Annotated in this window: 22 protein-coding genes; 8 read left to right on the top strand and 14 right to left on the bottom strand. The window is 68.4% G+C overall.

Features of this window, described 5'->3' with window-relative positions; all coding sequences use genetic code 11:
* Nucleotides 1-46: 46 nt before the first annotated feature.
* The 4 genes from V8246_RS01590 to V8246_RS01575 form a co-directional block, all read right to left on the bottom strand.
* Nucleotides 47-1,261, bottom strand: coding sequence for a sigma-70 family RNA polymerase sigma factor (locus V8246_RS01590; RefSeq protein ID WP_336187617.1), 1,215 nt, complete (start codon nt 1,259-1,261; stop codon nt 47-49).
* Between the two features lie 78 nt (nt 1,262-1,339).
* Nucleotides 1,340-1,837 carry a pathogenicity-like protein gene (locus tag V8246_RS01585; protein WP_336187616.1) on the bottom strand — a complete coding sequence of 166 codons (498 nt, stop codon included), beginning with the start codon at nt 1,835-1,837 and terminating at the stop codon, nt 1,340-1,342.
* A 10-nt stretch (nt 1,838-1,847) separates the two neighbouring features.
* Nucleotides 1,848-2,762, bottom strand: a complete 915-nt coding sequence (gene tesB, locus V8246_RS01580; RefSeq protein ID WP_271250229.1) for an acyl-CoA thioesterase II — start codon at nt 2,760-2,762, stop codon at nt 1,848-1,850.
* Nucleotides 2,763-2,819: 57 nt separating this feature from the next.
* A complete protein-coding gene (locus V8246_RS01575; protein WP_336187615.1) occupies nt 2,820-3,392 on the bottom strand; it encodes an N-acetylmuramoyl-L-alanine amidase in 573 nt (190 codons plus the stop codon).
* Nucleotides 3,393-3,470: 78 nt separating this feature from the next.
* Here V8246_RS01575 and V8246_RS01570 point away from each other — a divergent pair, with 78 nt between their 5' ends.
* The 3 genes from V8246_RS01570 to rlmKL are packed head-to-tail and all read left to right on the top strand — an operon-like array spanning nt 3,471 to nt 6,673.
* Nucleotides 3,471-3,962, top strand: a complete 492-nt coding sequence (locus tag V8246_RS01570) for an MOSC domain-containing protein (protein ID WP_336188307.1) — start codon at nt 3,471-3,473, stop codon at nt 3,960-3,962.
* On the top strand, nt 3,959-4,486 hold the full coding sequence (locus V8246_RS01565) for a hypothetical protein (RefSeq protein ID WP_313222605.1): 528 nt from the start codon (nt 3,959-3,961) through the stop codon (nt 4,484-4,486). Before V8246_RS01570 ends, V8246_RS01565 begins: the two co-directional genes overlap by 4 nt.
* 51 nt (nt 4,487-4,537) lie before the next feature.
* The gene (gene rlmKL, locus V8246_RS01560; RefSeq protein ID WP_336187614.1) at nt 4,538-6,673 is read left to right on the top strand and encodes a bifunctional 23S rRNA (guanine(2069)-N(7))-methyltransferase RlmK/23S rRNA (guanine(2445)-N(2))-methyltransferase RlmL; all 2,136 of its coding nucleotides are present in this window, start codon (nt 4,538-4,540) and stop codon (nt 6,671-6,673) included.
* 10 nt (nt 6,674-6,683) lie between these two features.
* Here rlmKL and V8246_RS01555 read toward each other — a convergent pair whose 3' ends face one another.
* The 6 genes from V8246_RS01555 to V8246_RS01530 form a co-directional block, all read right to left on the bottom strand.
* Nucleotides 6,684-7,529, bottom strand: coding sequence for a chemotaxis protein CheX (locus V8246_RS01555; protein WP_336187613.1), 846 nt, complete (start codon nt 7,527-7,529; stop codon nt 6,684-6,686).
* Between the two features lie 43 nt (nt 7,530-7,572).
* Nucleotides 7,573-7,941, bottom strand: coding sequence for a response regulator (locus V8246_RS01550; RefSeq protein ID WP_336187612.1), 369 nt, complete (start codon nt 7,939-7,941; stop codon nt 7,573-7,575).
* A gap of 103 nt (nt 7,942-8,044) precedes the next feature.
* Nucleotides 8,045-9,262, bottom strand: coding sequence for a serine hydrolase domain-containing protein (locus V8246_RS01545; protein ID WP_336187611.1), 1,218 nt, complete (start codon nt 9,260-9,262; stop codon nt 8,045-8,047).
* Between the two features lie 32 nt (nt 9,263-9,294).
* Nucleotides 9,295-10,785, bottom strand: coding sequence for a CoA-acylating methylmalonate-semialdehyde dehydrogenase (locus tag V8246_RS01540; protein ID WP_336187610.1), 1,491 nt, complete (start codon nt 10,783-10,785; stop codon nt 9,295-9,297).
* Between the two features lie 119 nt (nt 10,786-10,904).
* Entirely contained in the window at nt 10,905-12,020 is a 1,116-nt protein-coding gene (ald, locus tag V8246_RS01535) for an alanine dehydrogenase (RefSeq protein ID WP_253460915.1), read from the bottom strand.
* Between the two features lie 66 nt (nt 12,021-12,086).
* Nucleotides 12,087-13,457 carry an aspartate aminotransferase family protein gene (locus tag V8246_RS01530; protein WP_336187609.1) on the bottom strand — a complete coding sequence of 457 codons (1,371 nt, stop codon included), beginning with the start codon at nt 13,455-13,457 and terminating at the stop codon, nt 12,087-12,089.
* 231 nt (nt 13,458-13,688) lie between these two features.
* On the opposite strand from V8246_RS01530, the gene V8246_RS01525 reads away from it, so the two are divergent.
* The 3 genes from V8246_RS01525 to V8246_RS01515 all read left to right on the top strand — a co-directional run bounded on the left by V8246_RS01525 (nt 13,689) and on the right by V8246_RS01515 (nt 17,414).
* Entirely contained in the window at nt 13,689-14,237 is a 549-nt protein-coding gene (locus tag V8246_RS01525) for a cupin domain-containing protein (protein WP_336187608.1), read from the top strand.
* Nucleotides 14,238-14,384: 147 nt separating this feature from the next.
* Nucleotides 14,385-15,887: an aldehyde dehydrogenase gene (locus V8246_RS01520; RefSeq protein WP_336187607.1), complete on the top strand. Its 1,503-nt coding sequence runs from the start codon at nt 14,385-14,387 to the stop codon at nt 15,885-15,887.
* Between the two features lie 252 nt (nt 15,888-16,139).
* On the top strand, nt 16,140-17,414 hold the full coding sequence (locus V8246_RS01515) for an MFS transporter (RefSeq protein ID WP_336187606.1): 1,275 nt from the start codon (nt 16,140-16,142) through the stop codon (nt 17,412-17,414).
* Between the two features lie 5 nt (nt 17,415-17,419).
* On the opposite strand, the gene V8246_RS01510 is transcribed toward V8246_RS01515, so the two are convergent.
* From V8246_RS01510 to V8246_RS01495, 4 genes are all read right to left on the bottom strand, one after another.
* Entirely contained in the window at nt 17,420-17,881 is a 462-nt protein-coding gene (locus tag V8246_RS01510) for a bacteriohemerythrin (RefSeq protein ID WP_162110701.1), read from the bottom strand.
* A 275-nt stretch (nt 17,882-18,156) separates the two neighbouring features.
* Nucleotides 18,157-19,461, bottom strand: coding sequence for a diguanylate cyclase (locus tag V8246_RS01505; RefSeq protein WP_336187605.1), 1,305 nt, complete (start codon nt 19,459-19,461; stop codon nt 18,157-18,159).
* Nucleotides 19,462-19,557: 96 nt separating this feature from the next.
* Nucleotides 19,558-20,838, bottom strand: a complete 1,281-nt coding sequence (locus V8246_RS01500; RefSeq protein WP_336187604.1) for an FAD-binding oxidoreductase — start codon at nt 20,836-20,838, stop codon at nt 19,558-19,560.
* A 75-nt stretch (nt 20,839-20,913) separates the two neighbouring features.
* A complete protein-coding gene (locus V8246_RS01495) occupies nt 20,914-22,296 on the bottom strand; it encodes a glutamine synthetase family protein (protein WP_336187603.1) in 1,383 nt (460 codons plus the stop codon).
* Between the two features lie 209 nt (nt 22,297-22,505).
* Here V8246_RS01495 and V8246_RS01490 point away from each other — a divergent pair, with 209 nt between their 5' ends.
* Both V8246_RS01490 and V8246_RS01485 read left to right on the top strand, forming a co-directional pair.
* Nucleotides 22,506-23,261 carry a gamma-glutamyl-gamma-aminobutyrate hydrolase family protein gene (locus V8246_RS01490; RefSeq protein WP_245122287.1) on the top strand — a complete coding sequence of 252 codons (756 nt, stop codon included), beginning with the start codon at nt 22,506-22,508 and terminating at the stop codon, nt 23,259-23,261.
* 99 nt (nt 23,262-23,360) lie between these two features.
* Complete coding sequence (locus tag V8246_RS01485; protein ID WP_271250215.1) at nt 23,361-24,755, top strand: glutamine synthetase family protein; 1,395 nt, start codon at nt 23,361-23,363, stop codon at nt 24,753-24,755.
* The last annotated feature ends 6 nt before the right edge of the window (nt 24,756-24,761 follow it).

Raw genomic sequence — 24,761 nt, 5'->3', positions numbered from 1 at the left:
GACGACCGACGGCGCCGAGTGTGACCCGGGCGGCGCGATGCGGGAACTAGAGGGTCAGGCGTCCGCTGCCCACCAGCGCGTACAGGATCGCCGCCAGGGCGAATACGCTGGTCAGCGCCACCGCCTTGCGGCCGATGATGTAGTCGTAGCCCCGCCGGCGTTGGGCGTTGGCGGGATGGGCCAGGATCGGGTCCATGATGCGGGGCAGGGTGACCAGGTACTGGTAGTTGATCACGCACATCCCCGCCACGGTGACGGCGAGGATCACCTGCCACCCCGGGGCCAGCAGGGTCGCCAGCATCAGGCCGACCATCCAGGCCGCGCCGGTGCTGGCGTTGAGCGCCATGAAGCGGCGTACCTGCAGGCGTTCCTGCGCGGTCTGGCAGAAGCGGGCCAGATACCACCAGGTGAAGGCGTACCCGATCAGGCCGCCGATCACGCCGCCCACCGCGCCGCCCAGAGCAGCGGGATGGTGGGTGACGTGTTCGAGGATGACGCCCAGCGAGCCGCCGGCCACCCCGCCGGTAACGCCGCCGGTGGTCAGGCCACCCGTGCCCAGCTTGCCCAGCAGGCCCGTACCCAGCACCCCGGAGCCGATGACCGTCGCCGCGCTGGCCGCCGGCATTGCGCCGACCAGTCCACCCAGCACGATCATCGTGAAGGCCGCGGTCGGTGCCGTGGAACGCGCGAATTCGCCGAAGCGCTGCAGGAGTTCCTCGCGCACGAGGGCGCGTGCGCGCGACAGGCGCTTGCGCACGGCGGCGTCGCTGAGGCCCAGCAATTCGGCGACCTGCTGCGAACTCTGACCTTCGCGATAGAACAGCAGCAGCGCCTCGCGGCTGTCTTCCGGCAGGGACGAGATGATGTCGGCCGCCACGACTTCCTCTTCCGTCTGCAGCAGGCGTTCGGCGGGCGTCGGATCAGGATCCGCGGCCATGCCGATGGCGATCTCGGCCACTTCGCCCGACATCGGGCGGCCATGCTGCGCACGCAGCCAGTCGCGGGCCAGGTTGCGGGTGATCTGGCGCAGCCACGGCAGGAAGCTGGCGGTGTTCTTCAGCCGGTCCAGCTGCTGCCATGCCTTGAGGAAGGCTTCCTGCGCGATGTCCTCGCTGGCCTGCACATCGCGGGTGATCGCCAGCGCGATGGCGGTGACGGTGTTCTGGCAGGCGTGGACGATGCGGCCGTAGGCCTCCTGGCTGCCGCGCGTGGCGGCGGGCAGTTCGGTCTGCAGCATCAGGTCCAGGGCGAGGGCGTTCATGGCGTCAGGATCATCGGGTGGGCTGATGACCCTGACGGGTCGGGACGACGGATGTGACCGGATCCCACGGCCGGGCGATCAGCCGCCGGTGGCAGGCTGGATGCGGATGCGGTCTTCCTCGGGCGCTTCGTCGGCCGGCGCCGGCTCCGGCTGCGTCGGTGCGGGGATCGGAGCGGCAGGAGGAGGCACCGGGCGCCGCATCCACATGATGGCGGCGGCCAGCGCGATGAGCGCCAGCAGCACCAGGCGGATCCGCCAGGCCCAGGAGCGCTGCGGCGTGGCGGGTGTGTCCTGTGCGCTGCGGAAGGTCAGCGTGGGCCCCTGGCCCGGGCGCGTGGTTTCCAGCAGGCCGGCCTGCCGCAGCAGTTCGCGCGCGCGCGGCTGGTCCTCGGCGTGGCGCACCCACACGGCGGGCTGCAGCTGCGCCTTCACCGGCTCGGTATAGCTGAACTGTCCGCTGCGCTTGCTCTGGTAGGAGCGGCCGTTGCTGATGTGCACGGCAATGCCCGCATCGGTCAGCAGCTTGGCCACGCCCTCGACGGTTTCGATGCGCTGGCTGGAAAAGACTTGCCGCATGCGGGGCGCCTCAGTCCTTCGCCGGCACGGCCGAGGCCGCTTCGGCATCCGGCACCACGCGGATCAGGCCTTCCTGCGCCGAGCTGGCCACCAGGCGGCCCTGGCGGTCGAAGATCTGCCCGCGTGCCAGGCCGCGCGAACTGCTCGCGCTGGGGCTGTCGATCGAATACAGCAGCCAGTCGTCCGCGCGGAACGGGCGGTGAAACCACAGCGCGTGGTCCAGCGAGGCCATCTGCACGTTGGGCTGGTAGTAGCTGATGCCGTGCGGGTACGTGGCGGTGCCCAGCAGCTGGAAATCGGAGGCATAGGCGAGCAGGGCGCGGTGCAGTTCCGGCGAATCGCCGACCGGTTCGCTGAGCCGGAACCAGACCTGCTGGAACGGCGGGCGCTTGGGCGGATTCAGCTCGTCGCGCGGATAGACGTGGCGGAACTCGAAGGGGCCGCGCCGCGACAGCCAGCGCTGCACTTTCGGCGGCAGCGTGCCCATGACCTCGGCGGGCACCGCCGGCGCCGGGGCGATGTCCTCCGGCTGCGGCACTTCCGGCATCGACAGCTGGTGCTCGGCGCCGCCCTCTTCGGCCTGGAAGGACGCCGCGCAGAAGAAGATCACCCGGCCGTGCTGGATGGCGGTGACCCGGCGCACGGAGAAGCTGCCGCCATCGCGCGTGCGATCCACTTCGTAGACGATCGGCGCTTCGATGTTGCCGGCACGCAGGAAGTAGGCGTGCAGCGAATGCGCGCGGCGTTCCCCGTTGCTGCCGTCCACCGTCGCCTGTGCGGCCGACAGCGCCTGGCCCAGCACCTGGCCGCCGAACACGTACTTGGTGCCGATGTCGCGGCTCTGGCCGCGGAACAGGTTGTCTTCCAGCCGTTCCAGCGACAGCAGTTCGATCAGCTCGGAGACGACGGGTTCGGGTGCGGGCACGGCAGGGCCTGGGGTCTTGGCGGACGGCGATTATACCGGCCGCCCGTGCGTGGCCCGTCAGGGCACCAGCCTTTCCAGCGGCGTCGCACGCAGCACGGCATCCCACGGGAACAGCGGGCCCGGGTCCATCTTGCGCGGCACGGTGACGGTGGGATCGTCGCTGGCGGGCTCGCGCGCAGTGTCCAGGTCCTCGTGGCCGGCGATGTAGCGCAGCGAGGGGAGTTCGCGCCGCAGTTCCGCCAGCAGCCGGGTCAGCGCCGCGATCTGCGCCCCGGTGTAGGGCTCTTCCATCTTCTGGCTGCCACGCGCGAGCCAGTCGGGATACCGGCCGGTGTTCACCAGTTCGATCCCCACCGAACGCGGGTTGTAGCCACGCACGTGGTGGGCGATGCGGTCCGGCCGCACGTAGACATGCACGCTGCCGTCCCGGTCGATGTAGTAGTGGCCACTGTTGCCGGTGCCCGACGCATGCAGGATGCGTTCGCCATAGTGGCGCGCCATCGCCAGGTCGGGCAGTTCGGTGCAGTGGATCACCACAAGGTCGATCTGCCCCAGGGGCCGCGCATCGAGTCTGTCCTCGTAGGGCAGCGGGTCGACGGTGGGGGCGCAAGAGGATGGCTCGGTGCTCATGCGCCGATGCTAGCAGGCGGGGGCGGCCCCGGGCCCGGTCCGGTAAACTGGCGGCCTTCCTTGTCCGTCCGGTTCCCCATGCCGCTCAATCCCGACTCCCCGCTGGCCACGCTGATGGCCACCCTGCCGCGTGCCGGCAAGGTGGAATGGATCGGCCTGCGGCCGGCCCGCGACGAGGCCATGATCGCCACCGGGACCGTCGAGGCCACTGCCGGCGCCGGCCTGGTCGGCGACCGCTACAAGGGCGGGAGCGGCAAGCGCGGCATCACCCTGATCCAGGCCGAGCACCTGCCGGCCATCGCCGCGCTCGCGCAGCGTCCCGATCTGACGCCCGCGCTGCTGCGCCGGAACGTGGTGGTCTCCGGCATTCCGCTGATCGCGCTGAAGCAGCGACGCTTCCGTATCGGCACGGCGATCTTCGAGGGCACGGAAGAATGCGACCCCTGTTCGCGCATGGAAGACGCGCTGGGTCCGGGTGGCTACAACGCCATGCGCGGGCACGGCGGCCTGTGCGCCAGGATCGTCGAAGGCGGCACGTTCGGTCTGGGCGATGCGCTGGAGGCGCTGTGATGCGCGGTCACTGCATCCTCTCGCACGGTTTCGAGAGCGGCCCCGACGCCACCAAGGTCACCGCGTTGGCCGACGTGGCCGAGCGCCTGGGCTGGACGCACGAGCGACCCGACTACACCGATCTCGACGCCCGCCGCGAGGTCAGCTCGCTGGGTGATGTCGTCGCGCGGCTGGATCGCCTGCGCTCGCTGGCGCAGGCGGCCGCCGCGCGCGGCCCGGTGGTGCTGGCCGGTTCCAGCCTGGGCGCCTATATCGCCGGCCGCATCTCGCTGGAGGTGCCGGTGCGCGGCCTGTTCCTGATGGCGCCGCCGATCACGATGGGCCCGTTGCCGGAACTCGACGCCGCCGCGGTGCCGGTGTCCATCATCCATGGGTGGGATGACGAACTGATTCCCGCGCAGGCCGTGACCGACTGGGCGCACGCGCGCCGTGCCCGCCTGTTGCTGGTCGATGACGGACATCGCCTGTCCGACCACGTCGTGGCGTCGGCGGACGCGTTCGGGCAGCTGCTCGCCGCGCTTTGAAGACCGCCATCCCGGCCTGCGCCGGGGTGGCGTCCACCATGAGGTTTCACTTTGAAATTCTTCGTCTCCTGCGCCAAGGGCCTGGAATACCTGCTCGCCGATGAGCTGCTCGCCCTCGGCGTGCCCAAGGCCACCGCCACCATCGCCGGCGTGAATGCCGACGGCGAGCTGGTCGACGCCCAGCGCGCCGTGCTGTGGTCGCGCCTGGCCAGCCGCGTGCTGTGGCCGATCGCCGAGTTCGAATGCCTGAACGAACAGGCGCTGTACGACGGCGTGATGGCGATCGCGTGGGAAACGCACACACGCCCCGAACTGACGCTGGCGGTGGATGCGCACGTCTCCGGCGAGGCGATCACCCATGCGCGCTTCGCGGCGCAGCGCGTCAAGGACGCCGTGGTCGACCGGCTGCGCCAGCAGGGCCTGGAACGGCCGTCGGTGGACGTGGAACAGCCGGATGTGCGCATCAACCTGTCGCTGCGCAGGAACCGTGCCACGATATCGATCGACCTGGGCGGCGGCCCGATGCATCGCCGGGGCTGGCGTCAGGCGCAGAACGAGGCGCCGTTGAAGGAGAACCTGGCGGCGGCCGTGCTGATGCGCGGAGGCTGGCCGGCGCTGTACCACGAGGGCGGTGCGCTGCTGGACCCGATGTGTGGCAGCGGCACGCTGCTGATCGAAGGCGCACTGATGGCCGCCGACGTGGCCCCGGGCCTGCAGCGCCACGGCAATGCGCTCCCGACCCGCTGGTCGGGCTTCGATGCGGCGGCTTGGCGCACGCTGTTCGCCGACGCCGTGCAGCGCGAAGCGGACGGGCGCAAGGCGCTGCGGCCGGCGTTCTTCGGCAGTGACATCGACCTGGGCGCGATCCGCGCCGCGCGCGACAATGCGGTGCTCGCCGGTCTCGCCGGCCAATTGCAGTTCGAGACGCGCGATATCGCCCAGTTGCCCACGCGCGAGGAACCGCGCGGGCTGGTGGTGTGCAATCCGCCCTACGACGAGCGTCTGGCCGCCGATGCCGATCTCTACCGCGCGCTCGGCGATGCGCTGCAGCGCGCCGTGCCGCAGTGGCGCGCCAGCCTGCTGTGCGGCAACGCCGACCTCGGCTACGCCACCGGCTTGCGGGCGGCGAAGAAGTACCAGCTGTTCAACGGCGCCATCGAGTGCGCGCTGATCGTCTGCGATCCGGTCGCCACGCCCGCGCGCGAACCGCGCGAGGCCAGGCCGCTGTCGGACGGGGCGCAGATGGTCGCCAACCGCCTGCGCAAGAACCTGAAGAAGTTCAAGAGCTGGCGCACGCGCGAGGGCGTGACCTGCTACCGCGCCTACGATGCCGACCTGCCCGAATACGCGGCGGCCATCGATGTCTACGAAGAAGAAGGCGGACAGCGCCGCACCTTCCTGCACGTGCAGGAATACGCCGCCCCGGCGAGCATCCCCGAGCACGACGTGCGTCGCCGCTTCAGCGAACTGCTGGCCGCCACCCGCGAGGTCTTCGGCGTGCCGCAGGAGCAGATCGCGGTGAAGGCGCGCGAGCGCGGCAAGGGCGGATCCAAGTACGGACGCATGCAGCAGCGGGACGAGTTCATCGTCGTGCGCGAGTCGGGTGCGTTGCTGCGGGTCAATCTGTTCGATTACCTGGACACCGGCCTGTTCCTCGACCACCGTCCGTTGCGCCGGCGCATGGCGCAGGAAGCGCGCGGCAAGCACTTCCTCAACCTGTTCTGCTACACCGGCGTGGCCAGCGTGCAGGCGGCGGTGGCGGGTGCAGCGAGCACCACCAGCGTGGACCTGTCCGCGACCTACCTGCAGTGGTGCGCAGACAACCTGGCCGAAAACGGCCTGGGCGGCGCGAAGCACCGGCTGGTACAGGCCGATGCCGTGCGCTGGCTGGAAGCCGAGCAGGCCGAGTACGACCTGGTCTTCTGCGACCCGCCCACGTTCTCCAACTCCGCGCGTGCCGACGACTTCGACGTGCAGAAGGAACACGTCCGCCTGCTGCGTGCCGCCGTCGCCCGCCTGGCACCGGGCGGGGTGCTGTATTTCAGCAACAACTTCCGCCGCTTCAGGCTGGACGAGGACGCAGTGGCGGACTTCGCGCGCTGCGAAGACATCAGCGCCAGCACGATTCCGCCCGATTTCGAACGCAATGCCCGCATCCACCGCGCGTGGCGGCTGACGCGCGCCTGACGTCCGTCGATCAGCCGACGATCAGTACGAAGTCGCCGCGCTGGGACGCCATCGTCAGCGCCAGGGTGCGGCCGGTGGCGGCCAGGTCGGCCGCGGACAACTGGGTGGAGGGCGGCTGGGCGCGGTAAACCGCATCGTCGGGCAGGGTATCGCGCACCACATAACCCATCAGCACGTTGACCAGTTCGCCCAGGGCGTCCACCGCCAGTTCGTCGTCGCATTGTTCCGGTGCGAGCGAGAGCAGGGCGCAGGCCATGGCGTGCATGGTGGCGCGGCTGCACCCCACGCCGACCAGCAGCGACTCCGATCCGGACGTGATGCGCACGTGCGCGGTGACTTCGCAGGCTTCGAGTGCGGCATCGTGGGCGATCCCGGCGGCCTGGCACTGGCTGCCGACCAGACGCGGGAACAGGCGGTTGCAGACGCGGATGGCGCTGGTCACCACATCGGCCAGGGAGTGGCCCGCGATGCCCAAAGCCAGGGCGTGGTTGGCCTCGTCCAGGTCGCGGCGATGCGCGGCCAGCTCGGTTTCCAGTTGCTCGGCGGTCAGGACGCCCTGTTCGACCAGGATCTGGCCGAACAGCTTGCGGCCCTTCTTCTGCGCTGCGAGCAGTACATCGAGCTGGCCCTCGTTCAACCAGCCCATCTCCAGCGCGATGTCGCCGAAACGCCGGTCTTCGGCGCGCTGGCGTTCGTTGATGCGGCGGGCCTGCAGGGCGTCGAGCATGCCGTGGTGGATGGCCAGTTCGCCAAGCAGGGGATTCGATGCGCGCTGCGCGTCGAGGGCGGCCAGGAGCTGTGCCGGGGTGAGGGTGCCGCGTTCCAGCAGGAACTGGCCCAGGAATTTCGCTGCCATGTCGGGTGGTCTCGTACGGAAGGTGGGAGGACGTGCGCGCCGGTCAGGCGACCGCCTCGTGCAGCACGCGATCCATCACTTCCGGATCGATGGGCTTCTGCAGGTACGACCTGGCGCCCAGCTTCAGGCACTCCTCGATGTCGCTCTGCGCACCCAGCGAACTCAGGATCACCACGCGCGCAGCGGGATCCTGCGCCAGGATCCGGCCCAGGGCCTGCTTGCCGTCGCATTCGGGCATCACCAGGTCCATCAGCACCACGTCCGGCTTCAGCGCCTGGTACTGGCTGACCGCCTCATGGCCGTTGCCGGCCTCGCCCACCACGTGGAAGCCGCAATCGTCGAGCTGGCGTGCCGCCAGCATGCGCAGGGCGCGCGAGTCATCGCAAAGCAGAACCGTCGGACGTGGCGTCATTTCAAGATCCCCCCGTGGATCGTATTGCCCGCGCGGCGGATGCGGCGCGGTTCGACATGTAGGCCGTATCGGCCGGTCCGGGGAGTTCTTGAGCGCAGGGCGGTCAGCGCGCCGTACCGGCCGCCAGCGCTTCCTCGACGAGGCTGAACGCGGAATGCGTACCGCCGCGCGAACCGCCCGCGTCGGTGGCGAAATAGACGACGCCCGTACCCGCCTTGCGGTCGATCCACAGGCCGGAACGCAGACCATAGGCATCGCCGGAATGGCCGACGCGCGCCACCCCGTCGCCGAACGGATCGTCACCGCATCCCGTCGTCGGTGTCGCCAGCGTCTGTACGGCCAGACCGTAGCGGCAGAAGAAGGCCTGGTGCTGTCCGCCGCCGGTGTCTTCTTCGTGCGTCACGCCGTTGCCGCCATCGAAGGTCCACTGCGGCACCACCATGGCATCGACACTGGCGGGCTTGAGCAGACGCATACCGTCGACCTCGCCGTGGTTCAGCAGCAGGCGACCGATTTTCGCCAGTCCGTTCGCGGAGATGCGCAGGCCGCCCTGTGGCGAGAACAGCGCGCCGTTCTCGCCGGCCTTCCAGTGGGCGAGGTTGCAGTCGGCACCGTCCTCGACGACCACGGCGCAGGCCGGCTTGCCCGTGCGGTTCTCGTCGCGGACCGGTGCGCGGTCGCGATACAGCACCACGGCACGCGTCGCCGTGGCGGCATCGCAGCTTTCCCAGTTGAAGCAGGCATCCAGCTTCAGCGGCTCCAGCACCAGCCGGCGCATCAGCAGGTCGAAGCGTTCGCCGGTGACGTTCTCCATCGCCATCGCCACCAACGGGAAGTTGAGGTTGGTGTAGCGGAAGTGCGTGCCGGGTGCGTGCGCATCGTCCCAGGCCTTCGGGTCGTCGAGGACCGTCTTCAGCGGTTGCCCCAGCGGCGTGGCGTAGTAGCCGGCGGCATCGGTCAGGCTGGAGCGATGCGACAGCAGCAGGCGCAGCGTGATCGGCCTGTCCGGGTGTTGTGGATGGCGCAGGGGCCAGCCCAGGTACGTCGAGACGTCGGCGTCGAGGTCGAGCTGGCCGGCTTCGACCAGCCGCATCACCCCGATCGACGTCACCAGCTTGGAGATCGAGGCCACGCGCACGGGATCGTCGGCGGTGACCTTGCGGCCGGTGGCGAGGTCCGCCATGCCTTCCGCGCGGGTACTGACCACGCCGTTGCGGTCGAAGGCGACGCGTACCTGCGCGACGGGCTCGGCAGCGGACGCCACCGCGGATGCCATCAGGCAGGCGAGGGAAAGCAGGATGCGGAGGGAACGCAGGGACATCGGCCAGCACCTCGAGGGAACCGGCCCCGACTTTACTTCATCGTCGGCATCACGAACTCGGCGGCGTGTGTGTCCGGCCAGCGGGCGGTGACGGTCTTCAGGCGCGTATAGAAGCGCACGCCGTCCGGGCCATGCACATGCAGGGGGCCGAAGATCGAGCGCTTCCAGCCGCCGAAGCTGTGGAAGGCCATCGGCACCGGGATGGGGACGTTGATGCCGACCATGCCGGCCTGGACGCGATGCGCGAACTCGCGCGCCGCGCCGCCGTCGCGGGTGAACACGGCGGTGCCGTTGCCGTACTCGTGTTCGTTGACCAGGCGCAGCGCGCTGTCCAGGTCCGGCACGCGGACCACGCAGAGGACCGGGCCGAAGATCTCCTCGCGGTAGATCGTCATGTCGGGGGTCACCCGGTCGAACAGGCAGCCGCCCAGGAAGAAGCCATCGGCGTGGCCATCGACTACGTGGCCGCGGCCATCGACGACCAGGGTCGCGCCTTCCGCAACGCCGGCATCGACATAGCCGCGTACCTTGTCGCGGTGGGCGCCGGTGACCAGCGGGCCCATCTCCGGATCCAGGCAGCCCGGCCCGATCTTAAGTGCCGCGACTTTCGGTGCCAGCTTCGCCACCAGCGCATCGGCGGTGGCATCGCCCACGCAGACCGCCACGGAAATCGCCATGCAGCGTTCACCGGCCGACCCATAGCCGGCGCCCAGCAGCGCCGAGACCGCGCCGTCCAGGTCGGCATCGGGCAGCACGACCATGTGGTTCTTCGCTCCGCCCAGCGCCTGCACGCGCTTGCCGTTGGCGCTGCCGCGCGCGTAGATGTACTGGGCGATCGGGGTGGAGCCGACGAAGCTCAGCGCCTGCACGCGTGGCTCGTCGAGCAAGGCGTCCACCGCCACCTTGTCGCCGTGGACGACGTTGAACACGCCATCCGGCAACCCGGCCTTTTTCAGCAGGTCGGCCATGAATAACGATGCGGACGGGTCGCGCTCGGAGGGTTTCAGTACGAAGGTGTTGCCGCAGGCCAGCGCCACCGGGAACATCCACAGCGGCACCATCGCGGGGAAGTTGAACGGCGTGATGCCGGCCACGACACCCAAGGGCGCGTATTCGGTCCACGAATCGACATCGCGGCCGACATTCATCGAATGCTCGCCCTTGAGCAGGTGCGGGATGCCGCAGGCGAACTCCACCACCTCCAGTCCGCGGGTCACTTCGCCGCACGCATCGGACAGCACCTTGCCGTGTTCGGCCGTGATGATCTTCGCCAGGTCGCCCGCGTGCGTTTCCAGCAATTCCTTGAAACGGAACATCACCCGTGCGCGGTTCAACGGGGTGGTGGCGGCCCAGGCGGGAAAGGCGGCGGATGCTGCGTCCACGGCATGCTTCACGTCAGCGGCCGATGCCAGCGGCACGCGCGCGGTGACGCGGCCGGTGGCGGGATCGAAGACATCGCCGAAGCGGTCGCTGCCGCCTTCCACCCGCTGTCCGTTGACGAAATGTTGCAACGGCTGGCTCATGCGATGTCTCCGATAGGGTCGTCCTGTAGGAGCGGGCCATGCCCGCGATGCTGTTGCTCGTGCCTCGAGACCCAAAGCATCGCGCCCATGGGGCGCTCCTACAGGGATTCTGGGGCGGTTTACGCCAGCGCTTCGCGCGCCGGCACGTAGGCGTAGCCCAGGTCGTCGGCGACCGCCTTGTAGGTGATCTTGCCGGCGTGCACGTTCAAGCCATTGAGCAGGTGCTCGTCGTCCAGCAGCGCCTGCTTCGCACCCTTGTTCGCCAGCTGCACCGCGAAGGGCAGGGTGGCGTTGGTCAGGGCGAAGGTGGACGTGCGGGCGACGCCGCCCGGCATGTTCGCCACGCAGTAGTGGATGATGCCGTCCACTTCGTAGGTCGGGTTCTGGTGGGTGGTGGCCTTCGAGGTCTCGAAGCAGCCGCCCTGGTCGATCGCCACGTCCACCAGTACCGAGCCCGGGCGCATCAGCTTCAGCTGCTCGCGGGACACCAGCTTGGGCGCCGCCGCGCCTGGGATCAGCACCGCGCCGATCACCAGGTCGGTGTCGGGCAGGCGTTCCTCGATGGCGTCGCGGGTGGAATAGATGGTGGTCAGCTGGTGGCCGTACAGCTCATCCAGGTACTTCAGGCGGTCGAGCGAACGGTCCAGGATGGTGACGTGCGCGTTCATGCCCATCGCCATGCGCGCGGCGTTGATGCCCACCACGCCGCCGCCGATCACCAGCACTTCGGCCGGCTTCACGCCCGGCACGCCGCCGAGCAGCACGCCGGAACCGCCCTGCGCCTTCTCCAGCGCATGCGCGCCGGCCTGGATCGACATGCGGCCGGCCACTTCCGACATCGGCGCCAGCAGCGGCAGGCCGCCCTTGCGGTCGGTGACGGTTTCGTAGGCGATGCAGGTGGCGCCGGAGGCGACCAGCGCCTTCGTCTGTTCGGGATCGGGCGCGAGGTGCAGATAGGTATAGAGCACCTGGCCGGGCCGCAGCATGGCGCACTCGTTCGGCTGCGGCTCTTTGACCTTGATGATCATGTCGGCGCGGGCAAAGATCTCCTCGGCCGTGTCGACGATTTGCGCGCCGGCCTTGACGTACTGCTCGTCGGTCAGGCCGATGGCCTTGCCGCCGTCGCGCTGGACGATGACCTGGTGGCCGTTCGAAACCAGTTCGCGCGCACCGGACGGCGTAAGGCCGATGCGGTATTCGTGGTTCTTTATTTCCTTGGGGACGCCAATCAGCATGTTGCTCTCCAGTAGCGGGAATGGGGCTTCGCGCGTGGGGAGCGCTGGGGCCGTTGGTCCGTAATTTTACGCGGTTGCCCGTATGGTGTCCGCCAGGACATCCACGATCCGGTCGATGTGGTGCTTTTCCACGATCAGCGGGGGCGACAGGGCGATGACGTCGCCGGTCACCCGGGTCAACAGGTGGCCCTCATGGAAGGCACGGGCGAACACGTCGTAGGCCCGGGTGCCGGGCGCCCCTGCGCGCGGCGCCATCTCGATGGCGCCGACCAGGCCGAAGTTGCGGATGTCGATCACGTTCGGCAGGCCCTTCAGCGCGTGCAGCGCCTCCTGCCAGTAGTCGCCCAGGCTGAGCGCCTTGTCGAACAGGTTCTCTTCCTCGTAGGTGTCCAGCGTGGCGAGCGCGGCGGCGCAGGCCAGTGGGTGGCCGGAGTAGGTGTAGCCATGGAACATGTCGATGGCGTTGTCGGGCCCGCTCATGAAGGCGTCGAACATCCGGTCCGACACGAACGTCGCTCCCATCGGCACGCAGCCGTTGGTGATGCCCTTGGCGGCGGTGATCATGTCCGGCGTGACGCCGAAACGTTGCGCGCCGAAGGCATGGCCGACGCGGCCGAAGCCGGTGATCACTTCGTCGAAGATCAGCAGGATGCCATGCTTGTCGCAGATCTCGCGCAGGCGCTGCAGGTAACCCTGTGGTGGGATGACCACGCCGGCCGAACCGGAGATCGGCTCGACGATGACCGCGGCGACGGTGGAGGCGTCGTACAGCGCGATCTGCCGCTCCAGGTCCTCGGCCAGCTCGATGCCGTGCGCCGGCAGGCCCTTCGAGAACGCATTGCGCGACACGTCCAGCGTGTGGCGGATGTGCGAGACCGCCGGCAGGCCCGGACCGAACCACTTGCGATTGTTCGGCAGCCCGCCCACCGACATGCCGCCGAAGCCGACGCCGTGGTAGCCCTTTTCGCGGCCGATGAAGCGCGTGCGCTGGCCTTCGCCGCGCACGCGGTGGTAGGCCAGGGCGATCTTCAGCGCACTGTCGACCGCTTCCGACCCCGAGTTGCTGAAGAACACCTTGTTGAGATCGCCGGGGGCGAGCGCGGCCAGGCGTTCGGCCAGCTTGAACGGCAGCGGCGAACTCATCGAGAAGTTGGGTGCGAAGTCCAGCGTGCCGACCTGCTGCTTCACCGCTTCGACAATGCGCGGCCGGGCGTGGCCGGCGTTGCAGCACCAGAGGCCGGCGGTGGCATCCAGCACCTCGTGGCCGTCGACGTCGCGGTAGTACATGCCGGACGCGCTGACGAGCAGCCTGGGTTTGGCCTTGAACTGCCTGTTGGCCGTGAACGGCATCCAGAAGTGATCGAGCGAGCCGGGCGCTTCCAGGTTCTGGCGTGCGTAGTGGTCGGCCAGGGCGGAGGAGGTGTCGTCGGCGCTCATCGCGGCTCCAAGGGGCGGGCAGATGGGCGCAGCTTAGCGCGTTGAAAAAACTTTACAACTGACGGAAGGTCTGTCCATCCCCCTGTCGGCGGAACGTCAGGCCCGGTGCTTATGCCGGAAGCCCATCAGGCTGGCACTTCTTCTGCAGGCGCGGTCTCGGGGCTTCCCCATCCGGCGGTCACGAGGTGTAAAGTATCCGGCAACACTTTCCGCTTTCCTGACAGGGTGGTGATGGACATCGGCGCACGCCTGCAACTGGTCCGCAAATCCAAAGGCCTCAGCCAGCGCGAGCTGGCCAAGCGCGTGGGCGTCACCAACAGCACCATCTCGCTGATCGAGCAGAACAAGGTCAGCCCCTCGGTCAGTTCACTGAAAAAGGTGCTGGACGGCATCCCCATCTCGCTGGCCGACTTCTTCACCCTGGATCTGGAGAAGGGCCTGCCCGACAGTCCCTTCTATGTCGCCGAGGAGTTGCCGGACGTAGGCAGCAACGGCATCCACTACTTCCTCGTCGGTCAGCACCGTCCGCAGCGGCAGATGTGCATCCTGCGCGAAGTGATGCCGCCGGGCAGCGACACCGGCGACAGCATGCTGGCGCACGACGGCGAGGAGGGCGGCGTGGTGATCGCCGGCGAAGTGGAGGTCACGGTGGGCGAGCAGGTGCGTGTGCTGAAGGCCGGCGAGGGCTACTACTTCGAGAGCCGCACGCCGCACCGCTTCCGCAACATCGGCGATGTGGACGCGGTGATCGTCAGCGCCAATACGCCGGCGACGTTTTAGATCATGCCCCTCTCCCGACGGGAGAGGGGTGGGGGTGAGGGGCGATGGCGTCCGGATGAGTCGGACAACGCATCTCCGCTCGCCCCTCATCCGGCGCTTCGCGCCACCTTCTCCCGGTGGGAGAGGGGAACACAGCCAGGAGTCTCCATGAGCAACCCCCGCACGCAACAGGACTGGCAGGCCATGGCCGCCGCGCTGTCGATCCGCACGCAGGCCTTCATCGATGGCAAGTACGTCGATGCCGCTTCGGGGAAGACGTTCGATTGCGTCAGCCCGATCGACGGGCGCGTGCTGGGCCGGGTGGCCGATGGGCAGGAAGAGGACATCAATCGCGCCGTCGCCGCCGCGCGCCGCAGCTTCGATGCGGGCGCGTGGTCCAACGCGCGGCCGACGCACCGCAAGAAGGTGCTGCTGAAGCTCACCCAGTTGATCGAGCAGCATGCCGACGAACTGGCGCTGCTGGAGTCGCTGGACATGGGCAAACCGGTCGGCGACGCACGCAGCGTCGATCTGGCAGCGACCATCCGCTGCATGGGCTGGACCGCCGAAGCACTCGACAAGGTGTATGGCGAAGTCGCCGCCACCGGCCAGGACGAGCTCGGCCTGGTGACGCGCGAACCGCTGGGCGTGATCGGCGCGATCGTGCCGTGGAACTTTCCGCTGCTGATGGCGACGTGGAAGCTGGCCCCGGCGCTGGCGATGGGCAATTCCATCGTGCTCAAGCCGTCGGAGAAGTCGCCGCTCACGGCGATCCGCCTGGCCGAACTGGCGATCGAGGCCGGCATCCCCACGGGCGTGCTCAACGTCGTTCCCGGCTTCGGCAAGACCGCGGGCGAGCCGCTGGCGCTGCACATGGACGTGGACGGGCTGGTGTTCACCGGTTCCACCGCGGTCGGCAAGCGGCTGCTGCAGTGCGCAGGCCTGTCGAACATGAAGCGCGCGTACATGGAATGCGGTGGCAAGAGCCCGAACATCGTCTTCGCCGACGCCCATGACCTGGAGGTGGCAGCGAAGGCCGCGGCCGGCGGCATCTTCTACAACCAGGGCGAAGTCTGCACCGCCGCCTCGCGCCTGCTGGTGGAGCGATCGATCAAGGACGAGTTCGTCGCCCGCGTGGTCGAGGCCGGCAAGGCCATGCGTCCGCGCCACCCGCTGGACCCCGGCGCGCCGATGGGCGCGATGGTCGACGAAGGGCAGACCCGGCGCGTGCTCGACTACATCGAGAAGGGCAAGGCCGAAGGTGCACGGCTGGCACTGGGCGGCCAGCGCGCCGACGTGGTCAGCGGCGGGTGCTATATCGAGCCGACCGTGTTCGACGACGTCGCGCACGAGCACACGATCAGCCGCGAGGAGATCTTCGGACCGGTCCTGTCGGTGATCGCGTTCGACAGCGAGGAAGAAGCGCTGCGGATGGCCAACGACAGCGAGTACGGACTGGCGGCCGGCGTGTGGACGCGCGACATCAGCCGTGCCCATCGCGTGGCGCGCAGGCTGCGCGCGGGCAGCGTGTGGGTGAACTACTGGGACGGCGGCGACATGACCGCGCCGTTCGGCGGCTACAAGCAGTCCGGCAACGGCCGCGACAAGTCGCTGCACGCCTTCGACAAGTACACGGAAATCAAGGCGACGTGGATCAACCTGGGCAGCTGATCGCCGTCTCTCCCTCTTGTTGCATCGCAGGCCGCGCTGTTCCTTCTCCCCGCGAGGCGGGGAGAAGGTGCCCAACGGGCGGATGAGGGGCAGGCGCGGCAACGAGCCGGGCGCGCAGCTCTCGCATCTCCGATCGCCCCTCACCCGCCCTCCGGGCACCCTCTCCCCGCAGGCAGGGAGAGGGAGACTTCATTGAGCACCCAGGGTAGTGGTTCTGCCAGAATCGCCCACGTCCCACCGACCGGCCCGTCCATGACCGCTACCGTTGCCCCCGCGCCGGCCAACTCGCCCGGCCGCGTACTGTTCGCCAGCCTGATCGGCACCACCATCGAGTTCTTCGATTTCTACATCTACGCCACGGCGGCGGTGATCGTCTTCCCCAAGCTGTTCTTCCCCCAGAGCGATCCCACCACGGCGACGCTGCAGTCCTTTGCCACCTTTGCACTGGCCTTCATCGCGCGACCGGTGGGGTCGGCGCTGTTCGGCCATTTCGGCGACCGCATCGGCCGCAAGGCGACGCTGGTGGCGGCGCTGCTGACGATGGGCATCTCGACGGTCGTCATCGGCCTGCTGCCCACCTACGCCCAGGTCGGCGTGGTGGCGCCGGCGCTGCTGGCCTTGTGCCGTCTGGGGCAGGGCATCGGCCTGGGCGGCGAATGGGGCGGGGCCGTGCTGCTGGCCACCGAGAACGCACCGCCCGGCAGGCGCGCGTGGTACGGCATGTTCCCGCAGCTGGGCGCGCCGCTCGGGTTCCTGTGCTCGACCGGCATCTTCCTGCTGCTGACCGAGGTGATGACGGATGCGCAGTTCCTCGCGTGGGGCTGGCGCATCCCGTTCGTCGCCAGCGCGGCGCTGGTGTTCGTCGGCCTGTGGGTGCGCCTGCGGATCACCGAGACGCCGGACTTCCAGAAGGCGCTGGACAGGGACGAACGGGTCAAGCTGCCGATGCTGACCGCGGTGCGGGAGCATCCGTTCGCCCTGGTCACCGGGACCTTCGCCCTGGTCGCGACCTTCGTGCTGTTCTACCTGATGACGGTATTCGCGCTGAGCTGGGGGACGTCGAAGCTCGGCTACGCGCGCGAGCACTTCCTGATGCTGCAGATGGTGGGCGTGCTGTTCTTCGCGCTGACCATCCCGCTGTCGGCGCTGTACGCCGACCGCTTCGGCCGTCGCAACGCGATGATCGTGGCGACGGTGCTGATCATCGGCTTTGGCTTCGTGTTCGCCCCGTTGCTGGAATCGGGCAGCGACCTGGGCGTGCTCGCGTTCCTGGCGCTGGGGCTGGGCGCGATGGGGCTGACATACGGGCCGTGCGGCACGATCCTGGCGGAGATGTTCCCCACGGCGGTGCGGTACACCGGCGCGTCGCTGGCGTTCAACCTGGCGGGCATCCTGGGGGCGTCGCCCGCGCCCTATATCGCCACGCGGCTGGGCGAGCGCTACGGGCTGGCGTCGGTGGGCTGGTACCTGGCTGGCATGGCCGCACTCACGCTCGTCGCGCTGCTGGCGATGCCGCGCCGCAGGTAACCGCGCTATCCGAACAGCCGCTTCACGGTACGGCTGAGCCAGCCGCCCTGTTGGTGCTCCCTGACGAAGTGGTTGAGGTGCCGCTTCACCGAATCGGCGTAGGCCTTGTCGTCGTTGCGGATGTGGTTGAACAGCCAGCGGGACAGCATGCTGCGCAGGTCGTCCACGATGTCCTCGCCCGCTTCGAAACGCAGCCGGTACTCCGATACGCGCTTGGTGAAGACCTCGTGCACGCGCTTGTGGGCGGCACTGAACGGGTAGCCCGCCTCCTCCATCAGCTCTTCCTCGAAGGCGAAGTGCGAGAGGGTGTAGTCGACCAGTTCATCGATCACTTCGCCCACGGCGAAGCGCTCCATCGATTTCTGGGTGATGTGCAGATGGTTGATCATCTCCACGATGCGGCGGTGCTGGCCATCGATGATGTCGATGCCCGTGTCCATGTCGTCCTGCCAGATCAGCAGTGTCATGTGCGTATCCCCTGCCGGCGGATGCCGGTATGCAGCGGGAATCTAGGTGCGCGCAGGCGTCGCGGCATTGATCGGGATCAATGCCGCGACATCCGGTCGCAGGGGCCGATGGGCTCTTGTAGGAGCGACGTAAGTCGCGACCGGAGGCCTGGCGCGATCAGTACCCTTGGGGCGAGAGGGGCCCTCCAGTGCCGCGTCGATGCTCGCCAGCATCGCGCTTCTCGCGGGCGCTTCATTCTTTTGGTCGCGACTCACGTGGCTCCTACGCAGAGCGGTTAGCCGCTCGATACCACCCGGTTGCGCCCGCCGGCCTTGGCCAGATACAGGCGCCGGTCGGCTTCGCTGAGCAGGTGGTTGAGGGTCTGTCCCGGGAAACGCGTGCGGAACACGCCGATGCTCACCGTCATGCGCAGCGTCTGTCCGCCGACATCGACCGCGAGCGCCTCGATCTGCGCGCGCAGCGATTCGAAATAGTCCGCCGACTCGCTTTCGCCCAGATAGGGCACCAGTGCGCAGAACTCCTCGCCCCCGAAGCGCGCCACCAGGTCCTGCGTGCCCGCATGGCGCGCGATGGTCTGGGCGACGGCCTTCAGCGCCACATCGCCGGCCTCGTGGCCATAGGTGTCGTTGATGTGCTTGAAATGGTCGATGTCGATGATGGCCGCCGTCACCGACTGCTGGCGGCCCAGGGTGTTGGGCAGCAGTGCGTGGCATTCGGCCAGGAAGTGCCGGCGGTTGGGCAGGCCGGTCAGGAAGTCGCGCGTGGCCAGGTCCTGCAGCGTGCCGATCAGTTCCAACTGATCGATGTTCTGCGAGACCCGGCAGAAGAATTCCTCGCGCGAGAACGGCTTGTGCAGGAAGTCGTTCGCGCCGCTCTTCAGGAATCGCGGCACCAGGCTGCCGTCGCTGGTGCCGGAAATGCCGATGATGGCCAGGTGGTCGCGGGCGTGGCGCGCGCGCAGGCGGCGGGTGAACTCGTGCCCCTTCATGCCGGGCATCTCCTGGTCGACGATGGCCAGGCGGATGTCCGGGTTCGCATCCAGCATCGCCAGGCCGGCCTCGCCGTCGGCCGCCTCGATCACCCGGAAACCGTACATCGACAGCAGCGCCGCCGCGTGCTGGCGGGCCGAGCGCGAATCGTCCACGACTAGTGCCGCGATCCGCCGGTTGCGCTCCAGCCGCTGCACCAGCCATACCAGGTAGTCGATGCTGCCGGGCGTGTTCTTCAACACATAGTCCACCACCTGCCGGCGCAGCACCTGTTCGCGCAGGCCGTCGTCGTAGACGCCGCTGACCACTACCGTCGGCAGCTGGCGCGACAGGAAGAACTCCACCACTTCGTCGTGGCTGCCATCGGCCAGCACCAGGCTGGTGACCACCATGAACCAGTCCGGGTGCCGTTCCAGCGCCATGCGGGCTTCCGCGAGCGTCGCTGCATAGATGACGGGCAGATTGAGCTTCTGCTCGATCGCCTCGCCGATCAGGCGTGCATGCGTGCGCGAGTTCTCCACCACCAGGATGCGCTGGGGTAGCGGGGACGGAGCGGTGGACGTGGGCGAGGCGCGCAGGGGTATCGGCATCGTCATCGGCGTTACGGAGGTTCCATTTACCCCCTATCGGCCGGCCGGAGGCGGACTTGAGAGCGCCGTCACGAAAATGAAGCGCGCGCCGATGGCCTACCAGAGTGCGTCGCGCAGTTTGTACCAGGCCATCGCGGCCACCAGCAGGGGCGTGCGCAGGGTGCGTCCGCCAGGGAACGGGCGGTGATCGATCTTTCCGAACAGGTCCAGCCGCTCGGACTGGCCGCGGATGGCCTGGGCCAGCGTGGTGCCCGCCAGGCCTGCGGCGATCAGCCCGTGTCCGGAGAAGCCTTGGGCGAAATAGATATTCGGCGCCAGCCGGCCCCAGTGCGGTGCGCGATTGAGCGAGATGTCGATCATGCCGCCCCACAGGTATTCGATGCCGACATCGCGCAGCTGCGGGAACACCCGGTGCATGCGCCGGGTCATCACGCCGCGCAGGTTGGGTGGGGGCAGGGTGGAATAGCTGGCACGGCCACCGAACAGCAGGCGGTGGTCGCGGCCTAGGCGGAAGTAGTCCAGCGCCCAGTTGGTGTCGGCCACCGCCATGTCGTTGCGGATCAGGGCGCGCGCGCGTTCCTCGCCCAGCGGCGGGGTGGCGGCGATGTAGGTGCCCACCGGCATCATCCGCGATTCGAGTTCCGGCGCGATCCCGCGCAGCAGCGCATTGCCGGCCAGGACGACGCTGTCGCAGACCACCTCGCCGGCCGCGGTCTTCAGCACAGGGCGCGCGCCGCGGACGAGCCGGGTGACGCGCGAGCCCTCGAAGATCCGCACGCCGGCCTCCAGCGCTGCGCGGCCCAGGCCCAGTGCATACGCCAGCGGGTGCAGGTGGCCGCTGACCGGGTCGTACATCGCGCCGAGATAGCGATCGCTGGCCAGTTCGCTGCGCAGGCGCTCGCGGTCCCACCATTGCACGGGGTGACGGTAGCGGGTGTTGAAGTCCTCCACGGCGTGTTCCACCTCGCGCTGCTGGCGTGGCTTGATCGGCACCGTGGCATGACCGTCGCGCCAGTCGCAGTCGATCCCGTGCCGGTCGATGCGTCCGCGCAGCCAGTGCAGGCCCTCCAGCGACAGGTCGAACATCTTCTTCGCATCGTCGAAGCCGACCAGCGCCTCCAGCTTGGCCTCGCCGCAGCTGAAGCCCGCGATGGCCTGCCCGCCGTTGCGACCCGACGCGCCCCAGCCGATGCGCTCTGCTTCCAGGACGACGACCCTGTAGCCGGCTTCGGCGAGTTCCAAGGCTGCCGAGAGGCCGGTATAGCCGGCGCCGAGGATGCAGACGTCGACTTCGATGCGTCCCTGCAGCATCGGTTGTGCCGGCAACGGCGTGGTGCTGGCGGCGTACCACGAAGCAGGATAGCTACCTGGACCCATGGGCACCTCGTGCCGCCGTTCCGGCGTACGCCGGAATGACGGAGGGATCGCAGGAGTGGGCGAGTCCGCGTCCCATCACACCGACCGCAGGTACCACGCGTACTCCAGGTCGGTCACCTCGGTGTAGAAGCTGTGCATCTCCTTGAGCTTCTGCTGGCCGTAGATGTGCTGGAACGAGGTGCCGAACTGCTCGCGGATGAACTCGCTGCTCATGAAGGCGGCGATGGCCTCGCGCCAGAACGGCGTGCGGATCTCGGTCTGGTCGTAGGCATTGCCGGTGATCGGCGGGCCGGGGTCGAAGCCCTGTTCGATGCCGTGCAGCATGCCGGCCAGTACCGCCGCGGTGACCAGATAGATGTTGGCGTCGGCGCCGGCGATGCGGTGCTCGATGCGCGTGTTGGCCTCGTCGCTGTGCGGAATGCGCATGGCGACGGTGCGGTTGTTGTAGCCCCACACATCGTTGAGCGGCACGAAGGCGTTGAGCACGAAGCGCCGGTAACTGTTGGCATGCGGGGCGAACAGCAGCAGGCAGTCCTGGTCGCTGCGCTGCAGGCCGCCGATGGCATGCTTCAGCGCATCGGCCGGCGCGGACTGCGGTGAGGCGAAGATGTTGCGGCCGTCGGCATCCAGCACGCTGGCGTGGATATGCATGCCGCTGCCGGCCTGCTGCGCGAACGGCTTGGCCATGAAACTGGCCATCAGGCCCTGCTGCTGCGCCGCGGCCTTGATCGCGCGTTTCAGGTAGATCGCATCGTCGCAGGCGAGCAGGGCGTCCTCGCGGTGCTTGAGGTTGATCTCGAACTGGCCGGGCGCGTACTCGGCCACCGCGGTATCCGCCGGGATGCGCTGGGCGCGGCATGCGGCGGCGACCGCATCGGTGAAGCCGCGATAGTCGTTCAGGTCTTCCATGTAGTAGACCTGCGTGCTGGTGTTGCGCTGCCCGGTCGCCGGGTTGATCGACGTGCGCGGGCGGCCGGCATCGTCCATCCGCTGGTCGAACAGGTAGAACTCCAGTTCCACCGCCACCACCGGCTTCAGTCCGCGCGCGGCGTAACGCTCCAGCACCCGCTTGAGCACCTCGCGCGGGTTGGCTTCGAACATGCCGCCCTGCGCATCCTCCATGCTCAACAGCAGTTGCGCGGCCGGCCGTGGCGACCACGGCACCGGCCGCAGCGAGCCCGGCACCGGCCGGCAGATCCGGTCCTCGTCGCCGATGTCATAGCCCAGTCCCGTTTCCTCCACGGTATTGCCGGTGATGTCGGTGGCGATCAGCGACATCGGCAGGCACACGCCGTCGCGGTAGACCTTGTCCAGCGCGTCGCGGGTGACGCGCTTGCCGCGCAGCAGCCCGTTCATGTCGGGCAGCAGCAGGTCGATCTGCTCGCAGTCGGGGATGGTCGCCAGGGTGGCGGCATCATCGGCAGGCAGGTGGAGGGCGGCGTCGTGATCGGGGCGCATGCGGGCGTTCCTGGAGGCTGCGGCGCAGCTTAGCAGAGCAGCGGCGGCGTCAAGAATACTCAACGGGAGGCTGCGCGAGAGGCAGGAAAATGCCCGGAATCGGTGCTGCTTCGCACCATTTTCGCGCCTGAAATGTCATTTGAGGACCTTGTGTTGTAAAAATAAAACGGCCGGGTTAACGTGCCGATGAGCCATTCCGGGCTGCCTGCATGACCCCGCTGCCGCGGGTCGGTCTGCCGACCGACCACAAGCAAATCGGTGCCCACCCCTTCCTCGCCGTTGGCGAGAAGTACGTGCGCGCGGTGGTCGATGGTGCGGGGTGCCTGCCGCTGCTGGTGCCCACGCTGGACCCGGTGCTGCCGCTGCGCGAGGTGCTGGCCGGGCTGGATGGGCTGCTGCTGACCGGTGCCGTCAGCAACATCGAACCCCACCACTACAGCGACGAGTCCAGCTACGAAGGCAACCTGCTGGATCCGCGCCGCGATGCGACCAATCTGCCGCTGATCCCGCTCGCCATCGAGATGGGCGTGCCGGTGCTGGCGATCTGCCGCGGGTTCCAGGAAGTCAACGTCGCTTTTGGCGGCACGCTGTACCAGAAGGTGCACGAACAGCCCGGCTTCATGGATCACCGCGAGAACAAGGACGATCCGCTGGACGTGCAGTACGGTCCCGCACACGACATCGCGCTGGTGCCGGGCGGCCTGCTGGCCGGGTTGGCCGGCGACACCCGCGCCACCGTCAATTCGCTGCATGGCCAGGGCGTGCGACGCCTCGGCGAGGGGCTGGTGGTGGAAGCGCAGGCGCCGGACGGGCTGGTGGAAGCCTTCCGTCACGACGGCCCGGCTTTCATGCTGGCGGTGCAATGGCACCCGGAATGGAAGGTGAGGGAAAACGCGTTCTACCTGGCGACATTCCGCGCGTTCGGCGACGCGTGCCGCGCCCGCGCGGCGCGGAGGCCTGCATGAAGCGGCGGCACCCGCCGCCATGGGAGGGCGGGCGCTGACGCGCCCGTGGCCAGGCCGCCGGCGCGCGCCGGTTCCTCCCTTCCGAGAATCGTGGTCCCCATGAGCCAGAAACAAGCGCAACGCAAGAAGAAAGTCGATGCCGCCGAGCTCTCCGAGAGCTCCCTGCGGCGCTGGCTGAAAGAACGCCGCATCACCGAGGTCGAGTGCCTGGTGCCGGACATTACCGGCAACGCGCGCGGCAAGATCATCCCGGCCGACAAGTTCAGCCACGACTACGGCACGCGCCTGCCGGAGGGCATCTTCGCCACCACGGTCACCGGCGACTACCCCGACGACTACTACGAACTGACCTCGCCGTCGGATTCGGACATGTTCCTGCGACCCGACCCGGACACGGTACGGATGGTGCCGTGGGCGGCTGATCCGACCGCGCAGGTGATCCACGACTGCTACACCAAGGACGGCAGGCCGCACGAGCTGGCGCCGCGCAACGTGCTGCGCCGCGTGCTGGCCGAGTACGAAAAGGAGGGCCTGCGGCCGGTGGTGGCGCCGGAACTGGAGTTCTTCCTGGTGCAGAAGAACACCGATCCCGATTTCCCCCTGCTGCCCCCGGCCGGACGCTCGGGCCGCCCCGAGACTGCGCGACAGTCGTACTCGATCGATGCGGTCAACGAGTTCGACCCCATCCTCGACCTGATGTACGACTACTGCGAGGCGATGGAACTGGACGTGGACACGCTGATCCACGAGTCCGGCGCCGCCCAGCTGGAAGTCAACTTCACCCACGACGACGCCCTGTCGCGCGCCGACCAGGTGTTCCTGTTCAAGCGCACGATGCGTGAAGCCGCGATGCGGCACGGCGTGTACGCCACCTTCCTGGCCAAGCCGATGGAGAACGAGCCCGGCAGCGCCATGCACATCCACCAGAGCCTGCTGGACGTGAAGACGGGCCGCAACGTGTTCACCGGCAAGACCGAAGGCAAGGGCAGCAAGCTGTTCGGCCACTACCTGGCCGGCCTGCAGAAGTACGTGCCGATGGCGATGGCGTTCTTCGGTCCGAACGTCAACTCCTACCGTCGGCTGGCGCTGGGCCAGGTTGCGCCGATCAATGTGCAGTGGGGATACGACAACCGCACCTGCGGCCTGCGCGTGCCGATGGATACGCCGGAAAACATGCGCGTGGAGAGCCGCTTCGCCGGCTCCGACGCCAACCCGTACCTGGCCATGGCCGGTACCCTGGCTTGCGGCCTGATGGGCATCCGCGAGCAGCTCAAGCCGACCGAGCCGCTGGCCAGCAGCGCCCAGGACATCGGTTTCGAGTTGCCGCGCTCGCTGGGCGAAGCGCTGGACGAACTGGAGGAATGCAAGCCGCTCCAGGACCTCATGGGGGCGCGCTTCGTACGCGCCTACGTGTCGGTCAAGCGCAAGGAGTACGAGACCTTCTTCCGCGTGATCAGTTCGTGGGAGCGGGAATTCCTGTTGTTGAATGTCTGATTGAAC

Origin of the sequence: Pseudoxanthomonas sp. F11 (genome assembly GCF_037046485.1) — a bacterium.
Classification (GTDB): domain Bacteria; phylum Pseudomonadota; class Gammaproteobacteria; order Xanthomonadales; family Xanthomonadaceae; genus Pseudoxanthomonas_A.
The sequence above is the reverse complement of the archived record's forward strand: the minus strand, read 5'-3'. Positions and strand labels throughout refer to the sequence as shown.